Consider the following 22139-nt stretch of genomic DNA (forward strand, 5'->3'; position numbering starts at 1 on the left):
GGTCAGATGAGCTCGACGGTGTCGGCGATCGAGTCCAGCACCCGGCTGGGCCGGAACGGGTACTTCTGGATGTCGGACACCGCGGTCGACCCCGTGAGCACCAGGATGGTCTCCAACCCGGCCTCGATGCCGGCCACGACGTCGGTGTCCATCCGGTCCCCGATCATCACCGTGGTCTCCGAGTGCGCCTCGATGCGGTTGAGCGCGCTGCGGAACATCATGGGATTGGGCTTGCCGACGAAGTACGGTTCGCGTCCGGTGGCCTTGGTGATCAACGCCGCGACCGACCCGGTCGCCGGTGTCGGGCCCTCCGCCGACGGACCGGTGACGTCGGGGTTGGTGGCGATGAAGCGGGCGCCGGCGCCGATCAGGCGAATGGCCTTGGTGATCGCCTCGAACGAATACGTCCGCGTCTCCCCGAGGACCACGAAGTCCGGCCCGGTGTCGGTCAGGGTGTAGCCGACCTCGTGCAACGCCGTCGTCAGACCTGCCTCGCCGATGACGTAGGCCGATCCACCGGGCAGCTGGTCGTGCAGGAACGCGGCAGTCGCCAATGCCGAGGTCCAAATGGCGGCCTCGGGCACCTCCAGCCCGGAGCGCAACAGCCGCGCGGCCAGGTCACGCGGGGTGAAGATCGAGTTGTTGGTCAGCACCAGGAACGGGCGTTCCTTCTCGACGAGGCGTTGCAGGAATTCGGCGGCCCCGGGAAGCGCGCGTTCCTCGTGTACGAGAACGCCGTCCATGTCGGTCAGCCAGCACTGCGGTGTCTTGCGCATGACTCCAGTGTGGCAAGTCCTCGGTCCGCGAGGGTCAGCGCATCACCACAGTCGACGGAATGCGCGGCGCCCCCAGTGCCGCCCGATGCGACGGCGGCCGGCGCCCGTCGACGTCGGTGATGCCGTAGCGGGTCGCGACCTCGGCGCCAATGAGCGTCTGACCACTGAGTTTGGCGAGCCCGGGGTCGCGCCACAGCGCGTCGAGTACGTGCCCGGTGAACTCTGGGGTCTCGGCATGCTCGGCGGTCGCGGCCAGGGCCTCGGGCTGGCCGTCGAAGGCGGCGAGGAACTTCTCGGTCAGGAGGATGCCCATCCAGATCGACACGGTCGCCACCCCGGTGCCCGCGAGGTCGACGGCCATGTCGGCGGCCATCTTGTCGATCCCCGCCTTCTGCGCACCGTAGGCGGGACCGTGCATGTAACACACCGACCCCGGCGAGGAGGTGAACGCAATCAACCCGTGACCGGCGGGCACCATCAGGCGCGCGGCGTGCCACGACGCGACGTAGGCCGACCGCAGGCCCACGTCCAGCACGTCACTCATCTCGATCGGCTTGTCCCAGAACGGCTTTCGCGACGTCAGCCGGTCGCTGATCGCTGCGGCGTTGTTGACCAGGAGGTCCGGCGCGCCGCTCTCCTCGGCCACCCGTTCGAACAGCGCGGCGACCTGCTCGTCATCCCGATGGTCGACCGGCACCGCGATGCCTCCCGGCGGCACGTCGCCGACGGTGCGCCCGGTCAGATACACCCGCCAGCCGGCCGACGCCAGCGCGGCGGCGATGCCCCGGCCCGCTCCGCGGCTGGCCCCGGTGACGACGGCGGTGCGCTGATCTGCCACGTCAGTCGGACAGCGGTGAGCGAGACGTGTCAGCGCCGCCCGCCGCCGCCGTCTGCATTGAACCCAGGCTGAGCCACGTCCGGTTCGGTGAGCTGGAACGGGGACGGCGCGACGACGTCGGGCGCCGCCTGCGGTGCGCTCGCCCCGTCGGCACCACCGCCGTCCGTGGGCGCACCCCCGATGATCTCGCTGGTGTCTCCGGGCGCTTCCGGGCCAATTCCCTGGTTTGCACCGTTCGTCGAGACCCACACCATCAAGTCCTGGACACCGTCGTTGTACACGACACTGTTGGGTGTGTCGCCGACGACGTCGAAGTAGATCTTGCCGGGGATTCCGCCGCCGATGATCCGATAGCTCTGCCCGCTCTCCGCGCGGGCGTTGAACAGCGCAGCCAGGGGTACGCCGCCGTCGCTCGTCACGGTCGCCTCGTACAACCGGCCGTTGTGGAACACGGCGTCCGTACTTGGCCGCAGCCCCTGCACCGTGTACGTAATCGTCGGGTTGCCGTAGACGTCCTCGAGGGACTCCGGCACGCCGAAGGGCTTGATGTCGTTGGCCGCTGACGCCGGAACCGTCGTTGCGGCGGCCATGCCGACCGCGACCGATACGATGCCGATTGCCGCCCCGAGTTTGCGAATCATCACACTCACCCCTTCAGATCCCGCGCTTCGAGGGCGAATTTACCTCGCAGCGACGCACCCAAGGGGCAATTTGGAGGCCAGGGCACCGGCGAGATCAGTCGGGCAGCCGAAGCTCGGGCTTCTCGACCTCTTCGATGTTCACGTCCTTGAACGTGATGACCCGGACCTGCTTGACGAAGCGGGCCGGGCGGTACATGTCCCAGACCCACGCGTCGGCCAGCCGCAGCTCGAAGTACACCTCGCCGTCGGCGTTGCGTGGCACCAGCTCGACGCTGTTGGCGAGGTAGAACCGGCGCTCGGTCTCCACGACGTAACTGAACTGCCCCACGATGTCCTTGTATTCGCGGTACAGCGAGAGCTCCATCTCGGTTTCGTACTTCTCGAGATCTTCGGCACTCATCGGTTCGGTGGTCCTTCGTTCGGTGTCGGTGTACATCTTTCCTCAGCCCATTTCGGCATGCTGCCCGGCCTCCCCCACCGACACTCGGCGCACGTTGACGAATGAGAATCGGTGCTCGCTGCAGGGGCCGCGTTCGGCCAGTGCCGCGGTGTGAAACGCCGTGCTGTAGCCCTTGTGCACGGCGAAGCCGTAGCCCGGATGGCGGTCCTCCATCTGCACCATCAGGCGGTCCCGGCTGACCTTGGCCAGCACGCTGGCCGCGGCGATGCAGGCCGCCGCCGCGTCACCACCGACCACCGGCAGTGACGGCATCGGCAGGCCCGGCACCCGAAATCCGTCGCTCAGCACGTAGCCCGGTCGCACGGAGAGCCCCGCCACCGCACGGCGCATGCCCTCGATGTTGGCGACGTGCACGCCGCGGCGGTCGACCTCCGTGGACGGGATGAACACCACGTGATAGGCCAGCGCGTACCGCCGGATCAACGGGAACAGCCGCTCCCGCTCGCGTTCGTTGAGCTTCTTGGAGTCGTCGAGGGCCGCCAGGCTCTCCAGCCGGTTCGGTCCCAGTACGCACGCCGCCACCACGAGGGGTCCGGCGCACGCGCCGCGACCGACCTCGTCGACTCCGGCCACGGGGCCGAGGCCGCCGCGGTACAGGGCGGACTCGATGGTGCGCAGACCCGCGGACTTGCGGATCACGGCTCGAGGCGGCCAGGTCGCCGGCAAGACCTGCTCCTACTGAGCGGTCTGCGGGTTGATCGCCGAGACGCCGCCCCACCGGCCCGGAGGCCAAGCGATGAACCGCGCCTTGCCGATGACGTTGTCGACCGGCACGGTGCCCGCCATCGGGTCACCGGTGCACAGCAGGCCCTTCTGGGCGTCCGCGGGCAGGTTGGTGCAATGCGCCCGCGAGTCGGCCGAGTGCGTGCGGTTGTCACCCATCACCCACAGCCGGTTCTCCGGCACCTTCACCGGGCCGAATTCGTTGCCGAGGCACGGGTAGATCGCCGGGTCGGCCATCATCGTGTTGACGTCGAGGTAGGGCTCCACCAGCTTCTTGCCGTCGACCGTCAGACCGGTCGCCGCGCGGCACTCGACCGTTTGGCCGCCGACCGCGATGACGCGCTTGACGAGGTCGTTCTCGTCGGGCGGGACGAAGCCCACGAACGACAGCGCGTTCTGGAGGTAACGGATCGGGGTGCTGTCGGAGCGGATCGACTTGTAGCCGATGTTCCACGCCGGCGGACCCTTGAAGACGATGACGTCTCCGGGCTGCGGGGTGCTGAAGTCGTAGGTGACCTTGTCGACCATGATCCGGTCGCCGACGCAGCCGGCGCAGCCGTGCAGCGTCGGCTCCATCGACTCGGACGGGATCAGGTACGGCCGGGCGATGAACGTCAACATCACGTAGTACAGGACCAACGCGATGCTGAGCAGGATGGCCGCTTCGCGGATGGCCCCGCGCTTCTTCTTCGGCGCGTCGACCTCGGGATCCGACTGGTCCCGGAGGTCCTCGTCGGCGGCGTCGGGGGCGTCAGCGGATCCGGTCACGCCCTCAGAGTAGTCAGCGCGGCGCTCGGCGCCGCGCTGCTCGGGGTCCAACCGTCACACCCGTCCGGGCGTGCCGCCGCTGACGATCAGCGCTTTTCCTTGATCTTGGCCTTCTTGCCACGGAGTTCGCGCAGGTAGTACAGCTTGGCGCGACGAACGTCACCGCGGGTCGCGACGTCGATGTGGTCGATGTTGGGCGAGTGCAGCGGGAAGGTGCGCTCGACACCGACGCCGTAGCTCTCCTTGCGCACGGTGAAGGTCTCCCGGACACCGCCGCCCTGGCGACGCAGCACGACGCCCTTGAAGACCTGGACGCGCTCCTTGGAGCCCTCGATGACCTTCACGTGAACGTTTACGGTGTCGCCAGGACCGAAGGCTGGGATGTCGTCGCGCAGCGACGGCTGGTCGATGAAGTCCAGGGTGTTCATCGGTGACACTTCCTCGTGGTTGGTGATCGTGTGATCGGTTGCGGCCGCGGGCGTCACGTCGACGAGCGACGTGTCACCGGACCGAGGTCTTCGTGCGCTTCTCGCAGCAGGAAGGGACGCAAACGTCCCCGCCGTGCGTAGGCAACTGCTCGATTGTGCCAGATGGGCGGCGTGACGACGAAATCGTGGCCGGCCACGCGGCGCGGAGCGGCGTCCCTCGACAGCGGTTAGGGTAGTCACGAGTACTGGCGAGCTCGGAGCAGGCCATCCGGGCGTCCGCGACTCGACCCCATTTTTCAGGGAGGACCATGTTCCGGCAGCCGTCCCCGCTGCTGATGGTCACTGCCTTCGCCGCGACGGCCCTGACCGTGGCCTCGGGGTGCGAGGCAAGGGTCTACGGCACCCCACCGGCCCCGGCCACGCCGGCACTCACCGTGGTGGCCCCACTGGGCACCCTCGCTCCGCTGCCGGAACCCCCGCCTGACGAACCGTCGGCCACCTTCACCGGGCTCGACGCGCGGGAGCGCCAGGCCACCGCCGAGGCCGCCGACGACGGGGCCGAGATCACCGCACTGGTCCTCGATCGCAACACCGGGCAGATGGTGTCCAACGGCAATTCCACGACCATGGCGATCGCATCGGTGGCCAAGCTCTTCATCGCCGACGATCTGCTGCTGCAGGTGTCCAAGGGCCAGACGCAGCTCTCGGCAGAGGACCGCGTGAACTTCGACCGGATGCTGCGTCAGTCCGACGACAGCGCCGCCGAGGTGTTCTGGAACCGCAGCGGCGGCAACGCCATCGTCACCCGCGTGGCCAAGCGCTATGGGCTGACCTCGACGCGACCGCCGAACGACGGCCGGTGGTGGAACACCATCAGCACCGCCGCGGACCTGGTGCGCTACTACGACATGATGATGTCGGGCTCCGGCGGCCTGCCGCCCGAGCAGGCCAGCGTCATCCTGGCCAACCTGTCGCAGTCGGCCCCGGTGGCCCTGGACGGCACCCAACCGGGCGGCATCTATCCCCAACGCTTCGGCATCCCCGACGGGTTGTTCGCCGAACCCGTTGCGGTCAAGCAGGGCTGGATGTGCTGCATCGGATCGGACTGGATGCACCTGTCGACCGGGGTGATCGGTCTCGACCGCCGCTACGTCATGGTCATCGGCTCGATGCAGCCCGCCACCTCCAAGGCCGCCCGCGACACGATCACCCAAGCCGTGAAGACGATGTTCCCCGGCGGCCGGATCTAGTCCAGCAGGTCGGGCCTGCGTTCCATCGTGCGCCGAACGGATTGCTCCCGCCGCCAAGCGGCCACCTTGGCGTGGTCGCCGGACAGCAGGACGGGCGGCACGTCGAGTCCGCGCCAGCTGGGCGGGCGGGTGTAGCTGGGTCCCTCGAGCAGACCCCCGGTGTGCACGGAGTGCGAATCTTCTTGGTGCGACGCGGGATTGCCGAGCACGTCCGGTAGCAAACGGACCACGGCCTCGATCATCACCAGGGTCGCGGACTCGCCGCCGGCCAGCACGTAGTCGCCGATGGAGACCTCTTCGACGCGCATCCGGCGCGCCGCGTCGTCGACGACGCGCTGGTCGATGCCCTCGTACCGGCCGCACGCGAACACCAGATGCCGCTCGCCGCTCCACCGTTGGGCGTCGGCCTGCCGGAACGGCCGACCCGCGGGGGTCGGGACCACCAGGAGCGTGTCCGGCCTGCACACCTCGTCGAGGGCCTCGCCCCAGACGGGCGCCTTCATGACCATGCCGGGGCCGCCGCCGTACGGCGAATCGTCCACCGAGTGGTGCACGTCGTGTGTCCACCGCCGAAGGTCGTGCACGGCGACCTCGAGGACGCCGTTGGCGATTGCCTTGCCCGGCAACGACTGTCGTAACGGATCGAGGTAGGCGGGAAAGATGGTGAGGACGTCAACGCGCACGGCCGCTCACCTCAGATCGAATCCAGGTCCAGCAGTCCGTCGGGCGGGTCGATCTCGACCGACCCGTCGGCCAGCGACACCGACGTCACGATGGCGCCGACGAACGGCACCAGCACCTCGGGACCGTCGCCCTCGGCGGGGCGCACCGCGAGGATCTCCCCCGCCGGGGTGTGCAGCACCTCGGCGACCACGCCGACGTCACGGCCTGCCGTGGTGCGCACCCGGAGCCCTTCGAGTTGGTGGTCGTAGAACTCGTCGGGATCCTCGATCGGCGGCAGGTCCGCGGTGTCGACCACGAACAGGTTGCCGCGCAACGCATCTGCGGCATCACGGGTCGAGACGCCGGCCAACCGCACCAGCAGCCGACCGCCGTGTTCGCGCATCGACTCGACGACCAGACGGGTCTCCGAGGAGTCCCGCGCCCTGGCCCGAAGGGCGTTTCCTGGCGCGAAGCGCTCGTAGGGGTCGTCGGTCCGGACGTCGACGACGACCTCGCCGCCGATTCCGTGCGCCTTGACGACACGTCCGACGACGAGGTCCACGAGCAGCCGACTAACTACTGGTCCGTGTCCACCACGTCGACGCGGATGCCGCGGCCACCGATGCCGGCGACCAGCGTGCGCAGCGCCGTGGCGGTGCGTCCTCCGCGGCCGATGACCTTGCCGAGGTCGTCGGGGTGCACGTGCACCTCGACGGTGCGACCGCGACGGTTGGTCACCATGTCGACCCGGACGTCATCGGGGTTGTCGACGATGCCGCGCACCAGGTGCTCGACGGCGTCGACGACGACGGTGCTCATTCGGCAGCGGCGTCGGCGGTCTCGGCGGGCGCCTCGGTGGCCTCGTCAGCAGCCGGGGCGGCGTCGTCGGCCTTCTTGGCGGGCGCCTTCTTCTTCTTGGCCGTGGTCGCGTCACCCGTGGGGGCGTCGTCGGCGGCGGCCAACGCGGCGTTGAACAGGTCCAGCTTGCTGACCTTGGGCTCCGCGACCCGCAGGGTGCCCTCGGCGCCCGGGAGGCCCTTGAACTTCTGCCAGTCACCGGTGATCTTCAGCAGCGCGAGGACGGGCTCGGTGGGCTGCGCGCCCACGCTCAGCCAGTACTGCGCACGCTCGGAGTCGATCTCGATGAGGCTGGGCTCTTCCTTCGGGTGGTACTTGCCGATGACCTCGATGGCGCGACCGTCGCGGCGGTTGCGCGCGTCGGCGACCGAGATGCGGTACTGGGGGTTGCGGATCTTGCCGAAGCGGGCGAGTTTGATCTTGACAGCCATGGTGAAGCGATTCTCCTGTGATTGCCACGCGTGCAATTCAGCGACTCTGGCGGGTTGCCAGGTCCGGTCTTGCCTTGCGTGTGTGACCGGCGGGCGGCGCATCGGGAGGGGTCACCTCACCGAACCGTGTCGTCCGTCAGACAGCCGCCCATTGTGCCAGACCACGCCCCATCGGCGAAAATCGCGTCAGACGACCCGGTCGAAGCACTTGGTCTCGACCCGACGCGTCATGCGCCACCCCTCGGCGGTGCGGACGAACTCGTCGTCGTACCAGAGCCCGCAGAACAGGATCTGCCCGTCGTCGGAGAGCTTCATGGGGTTGAAGCACAGGATGCGCGAGCTGGCGGTGTCCCCGGTGACCTTCACGTCGAAGTTGCCGATCAGATGCGAGTACGCCGGGAAGTTGGGCAGCACCTCCGAGAGCCACTTCTTCACCTCGGGGAAGGCACCGTCGACGCCGCCCATCGCGCGGTAGTCGATGTACGCGTCGGGGGTGAACACCCGGTCCAGGTCGTCGAAGCGGCGCGTGTCGATCGCCGTGGAGTAGTCGACGAGTAGCTGTTGGATTTCGAGGCGGTCGGAGATCTCTTCCAGACTCAGCATGGATTCGATTGAACACCTCGGGCCGGGGTCAGGCGTGCGGACCCTCCGACGGCGGCCAATGCTCCCCCGGCGACACCTCGCCGGGTTCGGTGTGGTCACCACGGGACAGCGGGACCCACTGCTCGGTGGGCGACGGCTGCATCGAGGACGGAAAGTCACGAAGCTTGCCCGACGGCTTGGCGTCCCAGGCCTCGAACGTCAGCGGCGTCTCCAGCCAGGTCTCCAGCAGCAGGTAGCACGCCTCGAGGGAGTCGAGGTGGCTGCGCTCCCAGCCGTGGCTGCCGTCCAACCCGAACGCGACCAGCGCGGCCCTGGTGTTGGCGCCCGCTTCGATCGCCGCCGCCGCGTCCGAGCGGTAGAACCGGAAGATGTCCCTGGCGTGGGCGATTCCGCGCTCCTTGGCCAGCCGAAGCAGGCCGCGCGTGAGGTGGTAGTCGAAGGGGCCGTGAAGGTCGGCCATGGGGATGGTGACGCCGTGCTCGAGGGAGTGCTGGCCCGGCGCGCACACCGCGTTGTCGACCGACACCAATTCGGCGACGTCGGGCGGCAGACCGCTGCTGGCGCCGTGACCGACCTCCTCGGTGATGGTCACCATGATCGTGGTCCGGTGGGGCAACACGATCTGGTTCTGCATGACGTTCTTGGCCAGCGCCAGGGCGACGGCGACACCCGCCTTGCCGTCGAGGTGGCGCGAGACGATGAATCCGTCCTCGGTGAGCTCGGGGCTGGTGATGAAGGCGACGAAGTCGCCGACGTTGAGCCCGATTCGGACCAGGTCCTCCCGGGTCGACACGTTGCGGTCGACGCGGACCTCCACGTGCTCCCAGTCGGTGGGTTGGGTGTCGATGTCGTCGCCGTAGGCGTGCCCAGATGCCTTGAGCGGCATGACCGTACCGGTGATGAAGTCGTCGCTGTCGTCGGTGAAGATGCGCACCCGGGCACCGGCGGCGAACCGCGCAGAGAAGGTGCCCACCGGGATCAGCTCCAGACGCCCGTTGTCCTTGAGGTCGCGGACCATGCAACCGATGGTGTCGGCGTGCACGACGATCGCGCGGTCGGTGGTGGCCGAGGCGCCCGGCAGCTCCGCGGTCAGCGCGCCGCGGCGGGTCAGGGTGAACGGGACGCCGAGTTCGTCGAGGATGCCGCCGATCAACTGCATCACCGCGTCCGTGCGCCCCGAGGGGCTCGGCGTCTGCAGCAGGGCGAGCAGCGTGTCGACCATCCAGCTTCGGTCGTCGTCGCTCATCCGTGCGGCGGTCGTGGGCGCGAGGTCAGTCACTGGGGCCTTCCGGGTTGGTCGATGAAGCACTCTCAGGCCGGGAGCCTAGCGAGGGTCAATCCTGCGTGACGGGGGCGGGTTGCCACGCCCACGGCGTGGCAGCCGTGCGGGGAAAGAGCAAGTCCACGAACGCCTGTGCCGTCGGCCGGGGTTCGTGGTTTGCCAGCCCGGGGCGTTCGTTGGCCTCGATGAACACGTACTCCTGCCCGTCGACCTTGGGCACGATCAGGTCGATGCCGGTGACGGGAATGCCGATCGCGTCGGCCGCGTCGACGGCCACCTTCGCCAGGACCGGGTCGAGGTCGTCGGTGACGTCGCGGATGGTTCCGCCCGTGTGCAGGTTCGCCGTGCGCCGCACCACGAGCCGTTCGTTGAGCGGCAGGACGTCGTCGAGGTCCCACCCAGCCTCGCGCACCGTGTCGGCGGTGAGGTCGTCGACGGGAATGACCGACTCGCCGCCGGTGGCGGCCGAGCGGCGCCGGCTCTGCGCTTCGACGAGTTGGCGAATGGTGTGGTCGCCGCTGCCGACGACCTCGGGCGGGCGGCGCAGCGCCGCGGCGATCACCTTGCCGTTGATGACGACGACGCGCAGATCCTCACCCGGACACAACTCTTCGAGGAGGACGTCGGGACACTGCTCGGCAGCCAGTCGGACCGCGCGATCGAGGTCCTCGGGCCGGCTGACCCCGACGGTGATGCCCGCGCCCTGTTCGCCGCGCACCGGCTTCACCACGACCGAGCCCACCTCGGCCAGGAACTCGTGATCGGCCTCGGTGAAGGCGGCCGACTGACCACGCGGCACCCTGATGCCCGCCTCGGCGACCACGCGCCGGGCCACACGCTTGTCGTCACACCGACTCATGGCGACGGCGTTGGTGAGCTCGGAGAGCGACTCGCGGGTCACCACGCTGGTGCCGCCGTGAGTCAGCTTGAGGTAGCCACCCTTCGCGTCGAGCACCTGCACGGCGATACCGCGCAGGATGGCCTCGTCGGCGATGATCCGGGCGTACGGATTGAGTTGGGCCAGTTCCTCTTCCGACTTGGCAGGCGCGAAGAGCTTCTCGTTGATCGCGTTCTTGCGCTTGACGCCGAGCACCGGCACCCTGACGAAGCCCATCCGCTCGTAGAGTGCGATCGCGCCCTCGTTGTCGTGCAGTACCGACAGGTCCATCTGGCGCCGTCCCCGCCGGATGAACTCCTCGATCAACGAACGGACGAGCAGACCACCGACGCCCGGCCGCGACAGCGTCGGGTCGACCGCGAGGCACCACAGGCTCGACCCGTTCTCCTCGTCGCCGAAGAGCTGAGCGTGGTCGATGCCGGTCACGGTGCCCACCACGGCACCGGTGTCGTCATCGGTGACCACCAGGTACACCATGTGCGGCTCGTCGCGGCTGTTGCTCCACATGAGGTCGACGTCGGCAGGAACCATGCGGCACTGCAGGTAGATCTGGTTGATCGCGGCGCAGTCCTCGATCCGTTGAACCGAGCGCACGGACAGCCCTGGCACCGGTGCGGGCTCGTAGTCCAGCGGCGCGGTCAGGTCGACCCGGTAGGTGAAACTCGGGTCGATGAAGAACTCCTGCGGATGCAACGCCACGAAGACGTGCGGCGCGTCGAGGTACATGCCGATGTCGCGCCGTCCGCTGGCCTCCGCGCGCAGGGCGTTGCCGAACTGCTCGGGGTCCTCGCAGGTCTGTCCGAAGACCAGCCGCCCCCACCCGAGGTCCTGGACGACCGTCATGTCACTTGACCCCGTCGACGTGGCGGGCCAGCCACAGCTCCAGCAACCCGATCTGCCACAACGGATTTCCTCGCAGCGGTGTCAGGTTGCCGTTCGGGTCGGCGAGCAGCTCGTCGACCGCCGCGGGATTGAACAGGCCACGATCCTTGGCCGCGGAACTGCGGAGGGCGTCCTCGACCAATTCGAGGTAGGGCCCCTGGAGGTGCTTGAGCGCGGGCACCGGGAAGTACCCCTTGGGCCGGTCGATGACCTCGTGGGGAATCACGCTGCGGGCGGCCTCCTTCAGGACGCCCTTGCCGTCGTAGGCGGTCTTCAACTCGGGCGGGCACGTCGCGGCGAGCTCCACCAGTTCGTGGTCGAGGAACGGCACGCGGCCCTCCAACCCCCACGCCATCGTCATGTTGTCGACGCGCTTGACCGGGTCGTCGACGAGCATCACGGTCGTGTCCAGGCGCAGCGCGCGGTCGGTGGCGGTGGCCGCACCCGGATGGGCGAAGTGCTCCCGGACGAAGTCGCCTGCCACGTCGGCGTCCACCCGCCACGACGGGGACAACAACCGGTCCAGGCCGGCGTGGTCGCGGTCGAAGAACGCCGTGCGGTAGCGGCCGAGCGCATCGTCGACGTCGGCGTCGCCGGCGTGGGCCATGGGCGGGTACCAGTGGTAGCCGGCGAAGATCTCGTCGGCGCCCTGACCGGACTGCACGACCTTGACGTGCTTGCTGACCTCCTGCGACAGCAGGTAGAACGCCACGCAGTCATGGCTGACCATGGGCTCGCTCATGGCGCCGATGGTGTCGCTCAGAGCAGGAAGCATGCGTGCGGTGTCGATGCGGATCTGGTGGTGGTCGGTGCCGTAGTGCCGGGCGATGACGTCGGAGTACTTGAATTCGTCACCCTCCTCCCCGCCCGCGGCCTCGAAGCCGATGGAGAAGGTCGCCAGACCGTGCTGGCCGGCCTCGGCGAGCAGGCCCACGATGAGGCTGGAATCCAGCCCGCCGGACAGCAGGCAACCCACGGGGACGTCGGCGACGAGACGGCGTTCGACGGCCGTGCGCAGCGAGCCAAGGATCGCGTCCTGCCACTCTGCCTCCGACCAGGTGGCGCGCTCGGGCGACCGTTCGAAGACCGGCTCCCAGTAGGTGTGCGTCGTGCGGGAACCGTCGGGTTCGACGCGCATGATCGTGCCCGGTTCGAGTTTGCGGACGCCCGCGAGGATCGTCCGAGGGGCCGGCACGACGGAGTGGAAGCTCAGATAGTGGTTGAGGGCCACCGGGTCGAGGTCGGTGTTCACCCCGCCTGCGGCCACCAGAGCGGGCAGCGACGATGCGAAGCGCAGCGCACCCGTGCCGTGGCCCTCGTCGACCACGGACCAGTACAGCGGCTTGATGCCGAGCCGGTCACGAGCCAGCACGACGCGCCCCGTCGTCGTCTCGGCCACGGCGAAGGCGAACATGCCCTTGAGGTGGTCGACGACGCGCTCACCCCATTCGCGGTAGCCCTTGAGGATGACCTCGGTGTCACTGTGGGAGAAGAAGCGGTAGCCCTTGCCGAGGAGCTCGCGGCGGAGTTCGGGGTAGTTGTAGATGCACCCGTTGAAGGCGACGGTGAGCCCCAATTCGGGGTCGTGCATCGGCTGGTGGCCGGTGGTGGAGAGGTCGATGATCGCCAGCCGCCGGTGGCCGAAGGCCACGGCACCACTGGACCAGGCTCCGCCGCCGTCGGGGCCGCGGGGAACCATGCATTCCGTCATCGCGCCGATGGCTCCGAGATCGGCCGCTCGGCCGTGTGCGATTTCGCCGGCAATGCCACAAATGGTGATCGACTCCTCGGTGTGTCAGCGGGCTCCTGGGGGTAATCGAGCGCCTGATGTGTAGCCGCCGGTAGGGGCCACCAAACCCCGCCGTGGCGCGGGTCACGCTCGCGGCGGTGGGTAGGCTGAGCGGCCATGGTCCGGCTCCTCGGCGCCCTCGCGATCCTCCTCGCGACGCTGCTGTCCACGTCATCGGTGCTCGACACCTCCGTCGCCGCGGCCGACGCCGACGCCGCCCCGGCCGGAACTCCCCCGATACCGGCGGGCCCGGCGCCCGCCTGGATCGTGGCCGACCTGGATACCGGCCGCATCCTCGCCGGCAAGGACGAATACGTCACCCATCCGCCGGCCAGCACCATCAAGGTGTTGCTGGCGTTGGTCGTGCTCGACGAACTGCCGCTGGACGCGACGGTGGTCGCCACCCAGGCCGATGCCACGGCCGAGTGCAACTGTGTCGGCGTCACCGCCGGGCACACCTATACGACGCAGGAACTGCTCGACGGACTGCTGCTGGTCTCGGGCAACGACGCGGCGAACACCCTGGCCCACATGCTCGGTGGCACCGACGTCGCCGTGGCCAAGATGAACGCCAAGGCACTCGAACTTGGGGCCACCGGCACCCGCGCCGGATCGCCGTCCGGGCTGGACGGGCCCGGCATCGACGGTTACACGACGCCGCATGACCTGGCCGTCGTGTTTCGCGCCGCACTGCGCAACCCCGTGTTCACCGCGATCACGTCCTCCCCGACCGCCCCGTTCCCCGGGGCCGACGGACCGGTCACGCTGTACAACCAAGACGAGCTGCTGGGTCGTTATCCGGGCATGCTCGGTGGCAAGACGGGGTTCACCGACCCGGCCCGCAAGACCTTCGTGGGCGCCGCCGAGCGCAACGGCCGGCGTCTGGTGGTCGCGATGATGTACGGACTCGTCGTCGAGGGCGGGCCCACGTACTGGGATCAGGCCACCGGACTTCTGGATTGGGGCTTCGCCCAGGACGAGTCGGCGGCCATCGGCACGCTGTAGGAGCGGGTGACGGCTGCGCCGAGACTACGGTCGTTGACGCGACACGCCGATGTGGGCGTCATCAAGCGGAGTGTCGGCGCCGCAACGAGACGCGACGGAGACCGGATCGTGCGCCGGGCGAGTCCGTAGATCCCTACGCTCGCGGTGTGCGACGACTGTTCGCGGCGATGACCGTGGTGGCCTTCGCCCTCACTGCGGTGCCGGCCGCACCCGTCGCGTCCGCGCTGCCCGGCGCACAACCCGCAGGCACGGTCTCCACCCCGCCCGACGGTCCGGCGCAGGCCTGGCTGGTCGCGGACCTCGACAGCGGCCAGGTGCTCGGCAGCCGCGACGCCAACGTGCCGCGCGCCCCCGCCAGCACCATCAAGCCGCTGCTGGCGATGGTCGTCCTGGACCACCTCAACCCGAACTCCTTCGCGCGAGCCAACGCAAGCCACACGAAGGTCGAATGTTCGTGCGTCGGCTTGGTGCCCGGGCAGGCATATACGACGAGCCAACTGCTGGCGGGGCTGCTGATGGTGTCTGGCAACGACGCGGCCAACATGTTGGCCGACATGCTTGGCGGACAGCGGGCGGCGGTGGCGGCGATGAACGCGAAGGCACAGTCGTTGGGCGCACGGAGCACCCGCGCGTCGTCACCCTCGGGGCTCGACGGCCCCGGCTGGGAAACCCTCACCACCCCTTACGATCTCGCCCTGATCTACCGCCAGGCCCTCAAGTATCCGCTGATCGCCCAGATCTTCCAGGCCCCCACGGCCTCGTTCCCCGGCAAGACCCTGCACGCCCAGAACGAACTGCTCTCGCGCTACCCGGGCGACTTCGCGGGCAAGACGGGCTTCACCGACCTGGCCCGCAAGACGCTCGTCACCGCCGCGCAGCGCAACGGGCGACGGCTGGTGGTGGTCCTGATGTACGGCAGCGGTGACCTCTACGGCCAGGCGGTCGACCTCTTCGACTGGGGCTTCGGCCAGCCGACGTAGGCGAGGTACGCCCCCACGGCCAGCACCGACCAACTAAGGTCACCCTAACTTCATTGGCGTGCTCACCCCGCGCCTTGATCCAGGGAGCCAACGTGACCGCCCACCAAGACCTTTCGTTGCTCGTGGCCTTCGGCACCGACATGGGCAACGCCGAAGACGCCGCCATGTCCTTCGCCGAGGCCGTTGCCGCCATCGGCACGCCGACCGAGCCCGTCGAACTCAACCAGGTCGGCCCCGACGACCTACGGTCGGCGACTCACTTCGTGGTGGCGTGCTCGACCTTCGGCGACGGAGAGTTTCCGGATGACGCCACCCTCTTCTGGGAGGCACTCAGCGCGCCCGACGCCCCACGGCTGGAACACCTGAGCTTCGCGGTGCTGGCGCTTGGTGACGTGTCCTATGAATTCTTCTGCAACGCAGGCAAACTGCTGGACACACGCCTCCAGGCCCTTGGCGCCACCCGGTTGCTCGACCGCGTCGACGTCGACGGCGCCTACGAACGGCCCGCCGCCGCGTGGACCGCCGACCTGGTCAAACTGCTCGAGGCCGACCGGACCGTTCCACCCTCGTCGCCGACGCCCAAACCGACGGGGACGCGGGACCGCCACCGCACCGTCGACGCACCGCTCGTGGTCAACAGGGTGCTGACATCGCCGTCGTCGGACCGGGAGGTCCGCCACTACGAGGTCGACCTCGCCGGCCACGACTTCGCCCATCGAGCCGGCGATTCCGTCGCCGTGCACGCGACCAACGACCCCCGGCTCGTCGATGCGATTCTGACGCACTTCGGCCTCGACCACGGGTCCGTCGTCGCCGACTACGACGAACCGCTTGGGGTGCTGCTGTCGGACCGTCTCGAGATCCGCACACCGTCACCATCCCTTCGATCGCTTGCCCCGGGGGCCGGAACTCGCGGCGAGGACACCCTCGACCTGGTGCGGCGCGCCGAGATCACAGTCGACGACTACCTGGACACCCTGCGGCCGTTGCAGTCACGCGACTACTCGATCGCCTCCAGCCCGCTGGCGCATCCGGACCGCGTGCACCTGACGGTGGCCACCGTGCGCTACGACTCCGGCGCCCGCCGACACGGCGGTGTCGCGTCGACGCACCTCGCGGAGCGCGCAGCCTCACTCCGGGTGCACCTGCGCCCGAATCACACCTTCCGATTGCCCGCGGACGACGTTCCCATCGTCATGATCGGACCGGGCACCGGCGTGGCGCCATTCCGCGCCTTCCTGCAGGAGCGCCGGGCCACCGGGGCCACGGGACGGTCGTGGCTGTTCTTCGGCAACCGTCACCGCGACGCCGACTTCCTCTACGGCGACGAACTGTTGGACTTCGCGTCGTCAGGCACCTTGACCAGACTCGACCTCGCGTTCTCCCGCGACCATCCCACCAACGGTCCCAAACATCATGTGCAGCAGCGCATGTGGGAGAACTCGGCTGACTTGTTCGGGTGGCTTCAGGACGGCGCCCACCTGTACGTGTGCGGCGATGAAAGGCGGATGGCCAGGGACGTCGACGCGACGCTGCATGACATCGTGGCCCGGTGCGGCGGCATGACGGCATCCGACGCCCACGCTTACGTCAACGACCTCGTCAAGACCCACCGCTACGTCCGCGACGTGTACTAGCGAAACACACGGCCACGCAACATGATCAGCGCCGGATGGTCGAGCACCCCCGGCAGTCTCGGATCCTGGTCGTAGCAGACCAGGTCGGCCGACGCTCCGTGCTCGAGGGCGGGGCGACCCAGCCACGCCCTGGCGTTCCAGCACGCCGCGCCCAGCGCGTCGGTCGCGCTCATCCCGATGGTCGTCAGGGCGGCGACCTCGTCGGCGATGCGGCCGTGGGCAATGCCTCCGCCGGCGTCGGTACCGGCGTAGATCGGCACCCCGGCGTCGTGCGCGGCACCTACCCGGGCCGGAGACGAGGCGTACAGCTCGCGCATGTGCCTGGCGTAGGTCGGGTACTTGCCCGCGGCGTCGGCGATTCCGGGGAAGTTCTCGACGTTGATCAGCGTCGGGACCAGCGCGGTGCCATGCTCGAGCATCATGGCGATGACGTCGTCGGTGATGCCGGTGCCGTGCTCGATGCAGTCGATGCCCGCCATGATCAACCCCGGCAAGGCATCCTCCCCGAAGACGTGCGCGGTCACCCGGGCACCGTTGGCGTGCGCCGCGGCGATGGCCTCGACCAGGACGTCGTCGGACCACAGCGGCGCGAGATCGCCGACACCGCGGTCGATCCAGTCCCCCACCAGCTTGACCCAGCCGTCACCCCAGCGCGCCTGCTCGGCGACGGCCGCAGGCAACTGCGACTCGTCCTCGACGACGATCGGCAACCGGGGGATGTACCGCTTGGGCCTGGCCAGGTGACGGCCCGCCCGGATGATGCGCGGTAGATCTTCGCGCTCGTCCATGGGACGGGTGTCGACCGGCGAGCCCGCGTCGCGCAGCAACAGCGCGCCGACGCTGCGCTCGGTCTCGGCCTGGGCGACCGCCTGGTCGTAGTCGGTCGGTCCCTGCGAACCCAACCCGACGTGGCAGTGCGCGTCGACGAGGCCGGGAATGATCCAGCCAGCGTCTCCGTCGGACCCGAAGACGGTCTCGGCGCCCGGGAGTCGTTCGGCGCTCAGCCGCCCGTCTGACGCCACCCACCACTCGACGGGCTCGCCGTCGGGCAGCCCACGGCCTCGAACGTGGAGTGGCACCGGGTCAGACGATCTTCACGCCACCTACTTCTGGTTGGGGAACTTCAGCTTCGACAGGTCGAAGTTGGCCAGCCCCGGCGGCAGCTCGTCGAGCCCCTTGGGCATGTTGGACAGGTCCGGGAACCCCGCGGGCATCCCGCCGCCGACGCCCAACGGATTGGGGTTCTTCGGCGGGGTGGGTCCGCGGCCCTTCTTCTTGCCGGCCTGCTTGTTCTTGCCCTTGGCGGCCTTGCGCTGAGAACCCTTGCGCGCGAACGGCATCCCCATCTGGCCAGCCATCTGCGACATCATCTTGCGGGCGTCGAAGAACCGGTCGACGAGCGAGTTGACCTCGGCGACCGTGACGCCAGAGCCGTTCGCGATGCGCAGTCGCCGGGAGGCGTTGATGATCTTCGGATCGGCCCGCTCGGCCGGCGTCATGCCGCGGATGATGGCCTGCACCCGGTCGAGCTGGGTGTCGTCGACCGCGGCCAGCGCGTCCTTCATCTGACCGGCTCCGGGCAGCATGCCCAGCAGGTTGCCGATCGGACCCATCTTGCGGATCATCAGCATCTGCTCGAGGAAGTCCTCGAGGGTCAGCTCGCCCGAGCCGATCTTCGCCGCGGCGGCCTCGGCCTTCTCGGCGTCGAAGACCTGCTCGGCCTGTTCGATGAGCGTCAGGACGTCGCCCATGCCCAGGATGCGGCTGGCCATCCGGTCGGGATGGAAGACGTCGAAGTCGTCGAGCTTCTCGCCGTCGGAGGCGAACAGGATTGGCACGCCGGTGATTTCTCGGACCGACAGCGCGGCGCCACCGCGGGCGTCGCCGTCGAGCTTGGTCAGCACCACGCCGGTGAAGCCGACGCCCTCACGGAAGGCCTCGGCGGTCGTCACCGCGTCCTGACCGATCATCGAGTCGAGGACGAACAGCACCTCGTCGGGGTCGACCGCGTCGCGGATCGCGGCGGCCTGGCCCATCAACTCCTCGTCGATGCCGAGGCGGCCCGCGGTGTCGACGATGACCACGTCGAAGTGCTTGGCCCTGGCCTCGGCGAGCCCGGCGGCCGCGACCGAGACGGGATCGCCGATCTTCATCTCGGCGATGTCGACGCCGCCCGGCGACACGCCGGGGTGCGGCGCGAACACCGAGACGCCGGCGCGCTCACCGACGATTTGGAGCTGGTTGACCGCACCCGGGCGTTGCAGGTCGCACGCCACCAGCAGCGGGGTGTGTCCCTGCCCCTTGAACCACTTGGCGAGCTTGCCGGCCAGTGTCGTCTTGCCGGAGCCCTGCAGACCGGCGAGCATCACGACCGTCGGCGGGGTCTTGGCGTACCGGATCGTCCTGGTCTCGCCGCCGAGGATGCCGATCAGTTCGTCGTTGACGATCTTGACGACCTGCTGCGCCGGGTTCAGTGCGCCGGAGACCTCCGCACCCTTGGCCCGCTCCTTGACGCGGGCGATGAAGGCCCGCACCACGGCCAGCGAGACGTCGGCCTCGAGCAGGGCCAGGCGGATCTCGCGGGCGGTGGCGTCGATGTCGGCGTCGGTGAGCCGACCCTTGCCACGGAGGCCGGAGAGGGCCCCGGTCAATCGGTCGGAAAGCGATTCGAACACGTGCTTAGCCTAGCTGGCGGCCTGCTAGCTGGCCTCCGGCACTGCCTTCGGTCGCGCCGGGGTCGGCAACATGGCGTAGAGGTCACGCTCCAGTTCGGCGCGCGCCTCGGAGGCGTCGCGAGTGACCTCACCGGCCTCCTCGCCGGTCGCGAGCGCCGGCACCACGAGTCCGAAGGCGTCGACGACCGTCGACCCCAGCGTGGTGACCTTCGCCCAGGCGATGTCGACGCCGTCGCGTTCGACCACCGCCGTCAGCCGGGCCAGCAGGCCCGCCCGGTCGGTGCTGCGAATCTGCAGGACGAACTCGCCGGGCGCGGTGCCCTCGAACCACAGGACCCGCGGGGGCGCCGGCGCGTTGATGGGCACCGCGTCGGGGATGTCCCCGGCCCTGGTGGTGTTCACCGCCGCGCTCTCGCGGTCGCGGCGTTCCAGCGCGCCGATGACGTCGAGGTCCCCGGCCAGCGCCAGCACGAACTGTTCGCGCAGCAGCTCGGCGGCCGGCGGCGACCCGAAGTGAGGTGAGACCACGAACGTCGTGATCGCGACCCCCTCGTGAACCGTGACGGAGGCAGAGTGCACCCGCAGCGAGTTGAGCGCCAGGACGCCCGCGGCCCGGGACAGCAGTCCTCGGCGGTCTGGCGCGATCATCACGACGTCGAACACGTGCGGGCTGTCCGAGGGCGTGAGCTCGACGTGCACGCCGCCGTCTGCGGCCAGCGACAGGTGCCGCGGGTCGATCGGATCGGGTGCCGGCAGCGGCTCGCCCGCCATGACCAGACGGCACCGGCGCACCAGGTCGCCGATCAGTGAGGCCTTCCAGTCCCCCCACACGCCCGGTCCGGTGGCCAGCGAGTCGGCCTCGGCGAGAGCGTGCAGCAATTCGAGCAGCACGGGGTCACCGTCGAGCGCGTCGACCACCGACGCGATCACCTTCGGGTCCTGCAGGTCGCGCCGCGTCGCGGTGTCGGGCAGCAACAGGTGGTAGCGCACGATCTTCGACAGCAGCGCGACGTCCGACGGCCACAACCCCAGCCGGGTGCCGATCTGGGTCGCCAGATCGGCCCCGATGACGCTGTGGTCCCCGCCGCGGCCCTTGCCGATGTCGTGGGCCAGCGCGCCCAGCACCAGGAGGTCGGGGCGCGACACCCGCGTAGTGAAAGCGCTTGCCCGCGAGACGGTTTCGACGAGGTGCCGGTCGACGGTCCAGATGTGCACGACGTCGCGCGGCGGAAGGTCCCGCACGGCGCCCCACTCGGGGAACAGCCTGCCCCACAACCCGGTTCGGTCAAGGGCCTCGATGGTGGAGACGGTGGCCCCGCCGGCAGCGAGCATCACCAGGAGATCCTTGAGCCCTTGACGGGGCCACGGGGTCCGCAACTCGGGCGCGGTCTCGGCCAGCCGCGCCAGCGTCGACGACGACATCGGCAACCCCGTGGTGGCCGAGGCCGCCGCGACGCGCAGGATCAGCCCGGGGTCACGCTCGGGCCGGGCGTCGCGGGCCAGCATGATCTCCCCGCCATACTCGACGACACCCTCGTCGACGGGTCGGCGTACGGGTCGCCGCAGCACGGCCAAACCCCGGCGCGGCAACGCATTCGACGCGGTCCGGATCCCGGCGTCGACGTAGTAGCCGATAGTGCGCGCGGCATCGCTGAGCATCCTGGCGAGGTCGAACCGGTCACCGATGTGCAGCGCGGCGCCAATCTCGTCGGCGTACTGCGCCAGCAGCATCTCCCGGCCACGGCGGGAGACGCGGTGCAGTTCGGTGCGCACGTTGAGCAAGGCGAGATGCGCGTCCCCCAACGATCCCGTCGGCGAGGCCAGCGAGCGGCTGGGATAGGCGTCGGCCAATTGCGCGATGGCCAGCGCGTTGAGCAACTGGACGTCGCGCAGACCGCCGCGTCCGTTCTTCAGGTCGGGTTCGGCGCGGTGGGCGATCTGACCGCTGCGGTCCCAGCGGGCCCGCGTGTGTGCGACGAGTTCCTCGAATCTCGGGGCGATTCCGGTGCGCCACTGCCGGCGGGCGCCGCCGACCAGCAACGCCGAGAGGTCCGCGTCCCCGGCGATGTGCCGCGCGTCGAGCATCGCCAGCCCCGCCGAGATGTCCTCACTGGCGACCTTGAGCGCCTCCGGCACCGTGCGGACGCTGTGGTCGATGTGAATGTTGGCGTCCCACAACGGGTACCAGAGTAGTTCGGCGACCTGTGACACCACGTCGAGCGGCATGTCGTCGTGAACGAGCGTGAGGTCGAGGTCGGAGTACGGCAGCAGCTCGCCGCGCCCCAGCCCACCGGTCGCGACGATGGCGAAGCCACTGGTGGCCGTGATGCCGATCTCGGCGGCCTTGGTGGTGAGCCAGAATTCGTGCAGGTCGAGCAAGGCATCCCGCAGGGCCGGGGCGTCCAGTCGGGCGCCACCGGTCATCAGTTGTTCGGCCGCGGTGGCCAAATCCTTGGCCGGACGCGACGATCCCGCCGCAGGCGCCACCCAGCGAGGGGCGCCTGCGGCGGGATCGGGTGTCTGCCTGGTCATCTCGGTCCTCCCCGGACTCA

The 22139-nt window shown here is 69.2% G+C and carries 22 protein-coding genes; 4 read left to right on the top strand and 18 right to left on the bottom strand.

Annotated features, from left to right (window positions below; all coding sequences use genetic code 11):
- Positions 1–2: 2 nt before the first annotated feature.
- The 7 genes from H7K45_RS23200 to rplS form a co-directional block, all read right to left on the bottom strand.
- Complete coding sequence (locus H7K45_RS23200; RefSeq protein ID WP_263998336.1) at positions 3–776, bottom strand: HAD-IIA family hydrolase; 774 nt, start codon at positions 774–776, stop codon at positions 3–5.
- Positions 777–810: 34 nt separating this feature from the next.
- Positions 811–1614 carry an SDR family NAD(P)-dependent oxidoreductase gene (locus H7K45_RS23205; protein ID WP_263998337.1) on the bottom strand — a complete coding sequence of 268 codons (804 nt, stop codon included), beginning with the start codon at positions 1612–1614 and terminating at the stop codon, positions 811–813.
- 29 nt (positions 1615–1643) lie between these two features.
- Positions 1644–2255 (bottom strand): DUF1942 domain-containing protein, encoded by a 612-nt coding sequence (locus H7K45_RS23210; protein ID WP_263998338.1) that lies wholly within the window; start codon positions 2253–2255, stop codon positions 1644–1646.
- A 94-nt stretch (positions 2256–2349) separates the two neighbouring features.
- Positions 2350–2655: a DUF2469 domain-containing protein gene (locus H7K45_RS23215; RefSeq protein WP_024450376.1), complete on the bottom strand. Its 306-nt coding sequence runs from the start codon at positions 2653–2655 to the stop codon at positions 2350–2352.
- Positions 2656–2697: 42 nt separating this feature from the next.
- Positions 2698–3381 carry a ribonuclease HII gene (locus H7K45_RS23220; protein WP_263998339.1) on the bottom strand — a complete coding sequence of 228 codons (684 nt, stop codon included), beginning with the start codon at positions 3379–3381 and terminating at the stop codon, positions 2698–2700.
- Between the two features lie 9 nt (positions 3382–3390).
- Positions 3391–4206 carry a signal peptidase I gene (lepB, locus tag H7K45_RS23225; protein ID WP_263998340.1) on the bottom strand — a complete coding sequence of 272 codons (816 nt, stop codon included), beginning with the start codon at positions 4204–4206 and terminating at the stop codon, positions 3391–3393.
- Positions 4207–4292: 86 nt separating this feature from the next.
- The gene (gene rplS, locus H7K45_RS23230) at positions 4293–4634 is read right to left on the bottom strand and encodes a 50S ribosomal protein L19 (RefSeq protein ID WP_263998422.1); all 342 of its coding nucleotides are present in this window, start codon (positions 4632–4634) and stop codon (positions 4293–4295) included.
- Between the two features lie 308 nt (positions 4635–4942).
- Between rplS and H7K45_RS23235 the strand changes: the two genes are divergently transcribed.
- Positions 4943–5884, top strand: coding sequence for a serine hydrolase (locus tag H7K45_RS23235; protein ID WP_263998341.1), 942 nt, complete (start codon positions 4943–4945; stop codon positions 5882–5884).
- On the opposite strand, the gene trmD is transcribed toward H7K45_RS23235, so the two are convergent.
- From trmD to H7K45_RS23275, 8 genes are all read right to left on the bottom strand, one after another.
- The gene (gene trmD, locus H7K45_RS23240) at positions 5881–6567 is read right to left on the bottom strand and encodes a tRNA (guanosine(37)-N1)-methyltransferase TrmD (protein WP_263998342.1); all 687 of its coding nucleotides are present in this window, start codon (positions 6565–6567) and stop codon (positions 5881–5883) included. The genes H7K45_RS23235 and trmD overlap by 4 nt on opposite strands.
- 11 nt (positions 6568–6578) lie before the next feature.
- A complete protein-coding gene (gene rimM / locus H7K45_RS23245; protein WP_263998343.1) occupies positions 6579–7109 on the bottom strand; it encodes a ribosome maturation factor RimM in 531 nt (176 codons plus the stop codon).
- A 14-nt stretch (positions 7110–7123) separates the two neighbouring features.
- The gene (locus H7K45_RS23250) at positions 7124–7366 is read right to left on the bottom strand and encodes an RNA-binding protein (RefSeq protein ID WP_029114920.1); all 243 of its coding nucleotides are present in this window, start codon (positions 7364–7366) and stop codon (positions 7124–7126) included.
- The gene (gene rpsP / locus H7K45_RS23255; RefSeq protein ID WP_263998344.1) at positions 7363–7836 is read right to left on the bottom strand and encodes a 30S ribosomal protein S16; all 474 of its coding nucleotides are present in this window, start codon (positions 7834–7836) and stop codon (positions 7363–7365) included. Before rpsP ends, H7K45_RS23250 begins: the two co-directional genes overlap by 4 nt.
- Positions 7837–8022: 186 nt before the next feature.
- Entirely contained in the window at positions 8023–8439 is a 417-nt protein-coding gene (locus tag H7K45_RS23260; protein ID WP_263998345.1) for a nuclear transport factor 2 family protein, read from the bottom strand.
- Between the two features lie 28 nt (positions 8440–8467).
- Positions 8468–9685, bottom strand: coding sequence for an osmoprotectant NAGGN system M42 family peptidase (locus H7K45_RS23265; protein WP_263998423.1), 1218 nt, complete (start codon positions 9683–9685; stop codon positions 8468–8470).
- A gap of 88 nt (positions 9686–9773) precedes the next feature.
- Positions 9774–11462, bottom strand: coding sequence for an N-acetylglutaminylglutamine synthetase (ngg, locus tag H7K45_RS23270; RefSeq protein WP_263998346.1), 1689 nt, complete (start codon positions 11460–11462; stop codon positions 9774–9776).
- Position 11463: 1 nt separating this feature from the next.
- Positions 11464–13275 carry an N-acetylglutaminylglutamine amidotransferase gene (locus H7K45_RS23275; protein ID WP_263998424.1) on the bottom strand — a complete coding sequence of 604 codons (1812 nt, stop codon included), beginning with the start codon at positions 13273–13275 and terminating at the stop codon, positions 11464–11466.
- A 132-nt stretch (positions 13276–13407) separates the two neighbouring features.
- Between H7K45_RS23275 and H7K45_RS23280 the strand changes: the two genes are divergently transcribed.
- From H7K45_RS23280 to H7K45_RS23290, 3 genes are all read left to right on the top strand, one after another.
- Positions 13408–14295, top strand: coding sequence for a D-alanyl-D-alanine carboxypeptidase family protein (locus H7K45_RS23280; protein ID WP_263998348.1), 888 nt, complete (start codon positions 13408–13410; stop codon positions 14293–14295).
- Between the two features lie 146 nt (positions 14296–14441).
- The gene (locus tag H7K45_RS23285) at positions 14442–15275 is read left to right on the top strand and encodes a D-alanyl-D-alanine carboxypeptidase family protein (protein ID WP_263998349.1); all 834 of its coding nucleotides are present in this window, start codon (positions 14442–14444) and stop codon (positions 15273–15275) included.
- A 92-nt stretch (positions 15276–15367) separates the two neighbouring features.
- A complete protein-coding gene (locus tag H7K45_RS23290) occupies positions 15368–16912 on the top strand; it encodes a diflavin oxidoreductase (protein ID WP_263998350.1) in 1545 nt (514 codons plus the stop codon).
- Here H7K45_RS23290 and H7K45_RS23295 read toward each other — a convergent pair.
- The 3 genes from H7K45_RS23295 to H7K45_RS23305 are packed head-to-tail and all read right to left on the bottom strand — an operon-like array spanning position 16909 to position 22119.
- The gene (locus tag H7K45_RS23295) at positions 16909–17991 is read right to left on the bottom strand and encodes an amidohydrolase family protein (protein WP_263998351.1); all 1083 of its coding nucleotides are present in this window, start codon (positions 17989–17991) and stop codon (positions 16909–16911) included. The two genes, H7K45_RS23290 and H7K45_RS23295, sit on opposite strands and share 4 nt — an antisense overlap.
- Before the next feature lie 24 nt (positions 17992–18015).
- On the bottom strand, positions 18016–19587 hold the full coding sequence (gene ffh / locus H7K45_RS23300; protein ID WP_263998352.1) for a signal recognition particle protein: 1572 nt from the start codon (positions 19585–19587) through the stop codon (positions 18016–18018).
- Positions 19588–19611: 24 nt separating this feature from the next.
- Positions 19612–22119: a [protein-PII] uridylyltransferase gene (locus tag H7K45_RS23305; RefSeq protein WP_263998353.1), complete on the bottom strand. Its 2508-nt coding sequence runs from the start codon at positions 22117–22119 to the stop codon at positions 19612–19614.
- Positions 22120–22139 lie beyond the last annotated feature (20 nt).

It is taken from the genome of Mycobacterium yunnanensis, assembly GCF_025823185.1.
In the GTDB taxonomy this organism is placed as follows: domain Bacteria; phylum Actinomycetota; class Actinomycetes; order Mycobacteriales; family Mycobacteriaceae; genus Mycobacterium; species Mycobacterium yunnanensis.

Coding starts and splice junctions, on each gene's coding strand:
- H7K45_RS23210 (WP_263998338.1), bottom strand. CDS start 2,255: ATGATTCGCAAACTCGGGGCGGCAATCGGCATCGTATCGGTCGCGGTC.
- H7K45_RS23265 (WP_263998423.1), bottom strand. CDS start 9,685: ATGAGCGACGACGACCGAAGCTGGATGGTCGACACGCTGCTCGCCCTG.
- H7K45_RS23235 (WP_263998341.1), top strand. CDS start 4,943: ATGTTCCGGCAGCCGTCCCCGCTGCTGATGGTCACTGCCTTCGCCGCG.
- rplS (WP_263998422.1), bottom strand. CDS start 4,634: ATGAACACCCTGGACTTCATCGACCAGCCGTCGCTGCGCGACGACATC.
- H7K45_RS23200 (WP_263998336.1), bottom strand. CDS start 776: ATGCGCAAGACACCGCAGTGCTGGCTGACCGACATGGACGGCGTTCTC.
- H7K45_RS23260 (WP_263998345.1), bottom strand. CDS start 8,439: ATGCTGAGTCTGGAAGAGATCTCCGACCGCCTCGAAATCCAACAGCTA.
- H7K45_RS23305 (WP_263998353.1), bottom strand. CDS start 22,119: ATGACCAGGCAGACACCCGATCCCGCCGCAGGCGCCCCTCGCTGGGTG.
- H7K45_RS23215 (WP_024450376.1), bottom strand. CDS start 2,655: ATGAGTGCCGAAGATCTCGAGAAGTACGAAACCGAGATGGAGCTCTCG.
- rpsP (WP_263998344.1), bottom strand. CDS start 7,836: ATGGCTGTCAAGATCAAACTCGCCCGCTTCGGCAAGATCCGCAACCCC.
- H7K45_RS23250 (WP_029114920.1), bottom strand. CDS start 7,366: ATGAGCACCGTCGTCGTCGACGCCGTCGAGCACCTGGTGCGCGGCATC.
- ngg (WP_263998346.1), bottom strand. CDS start 11,462: ATGACGGTCGTCCAGGACCTCGGGTGGGGGCGGCTGGTCTTCGGACAG.
- H7K45_RS23280 (WP_263998348.1), top strand. CDS start 13,408: ATGGTCCGGCTCCTCGGCGCCCTCGCGATCCTCCTCGCGACGCTGCTG.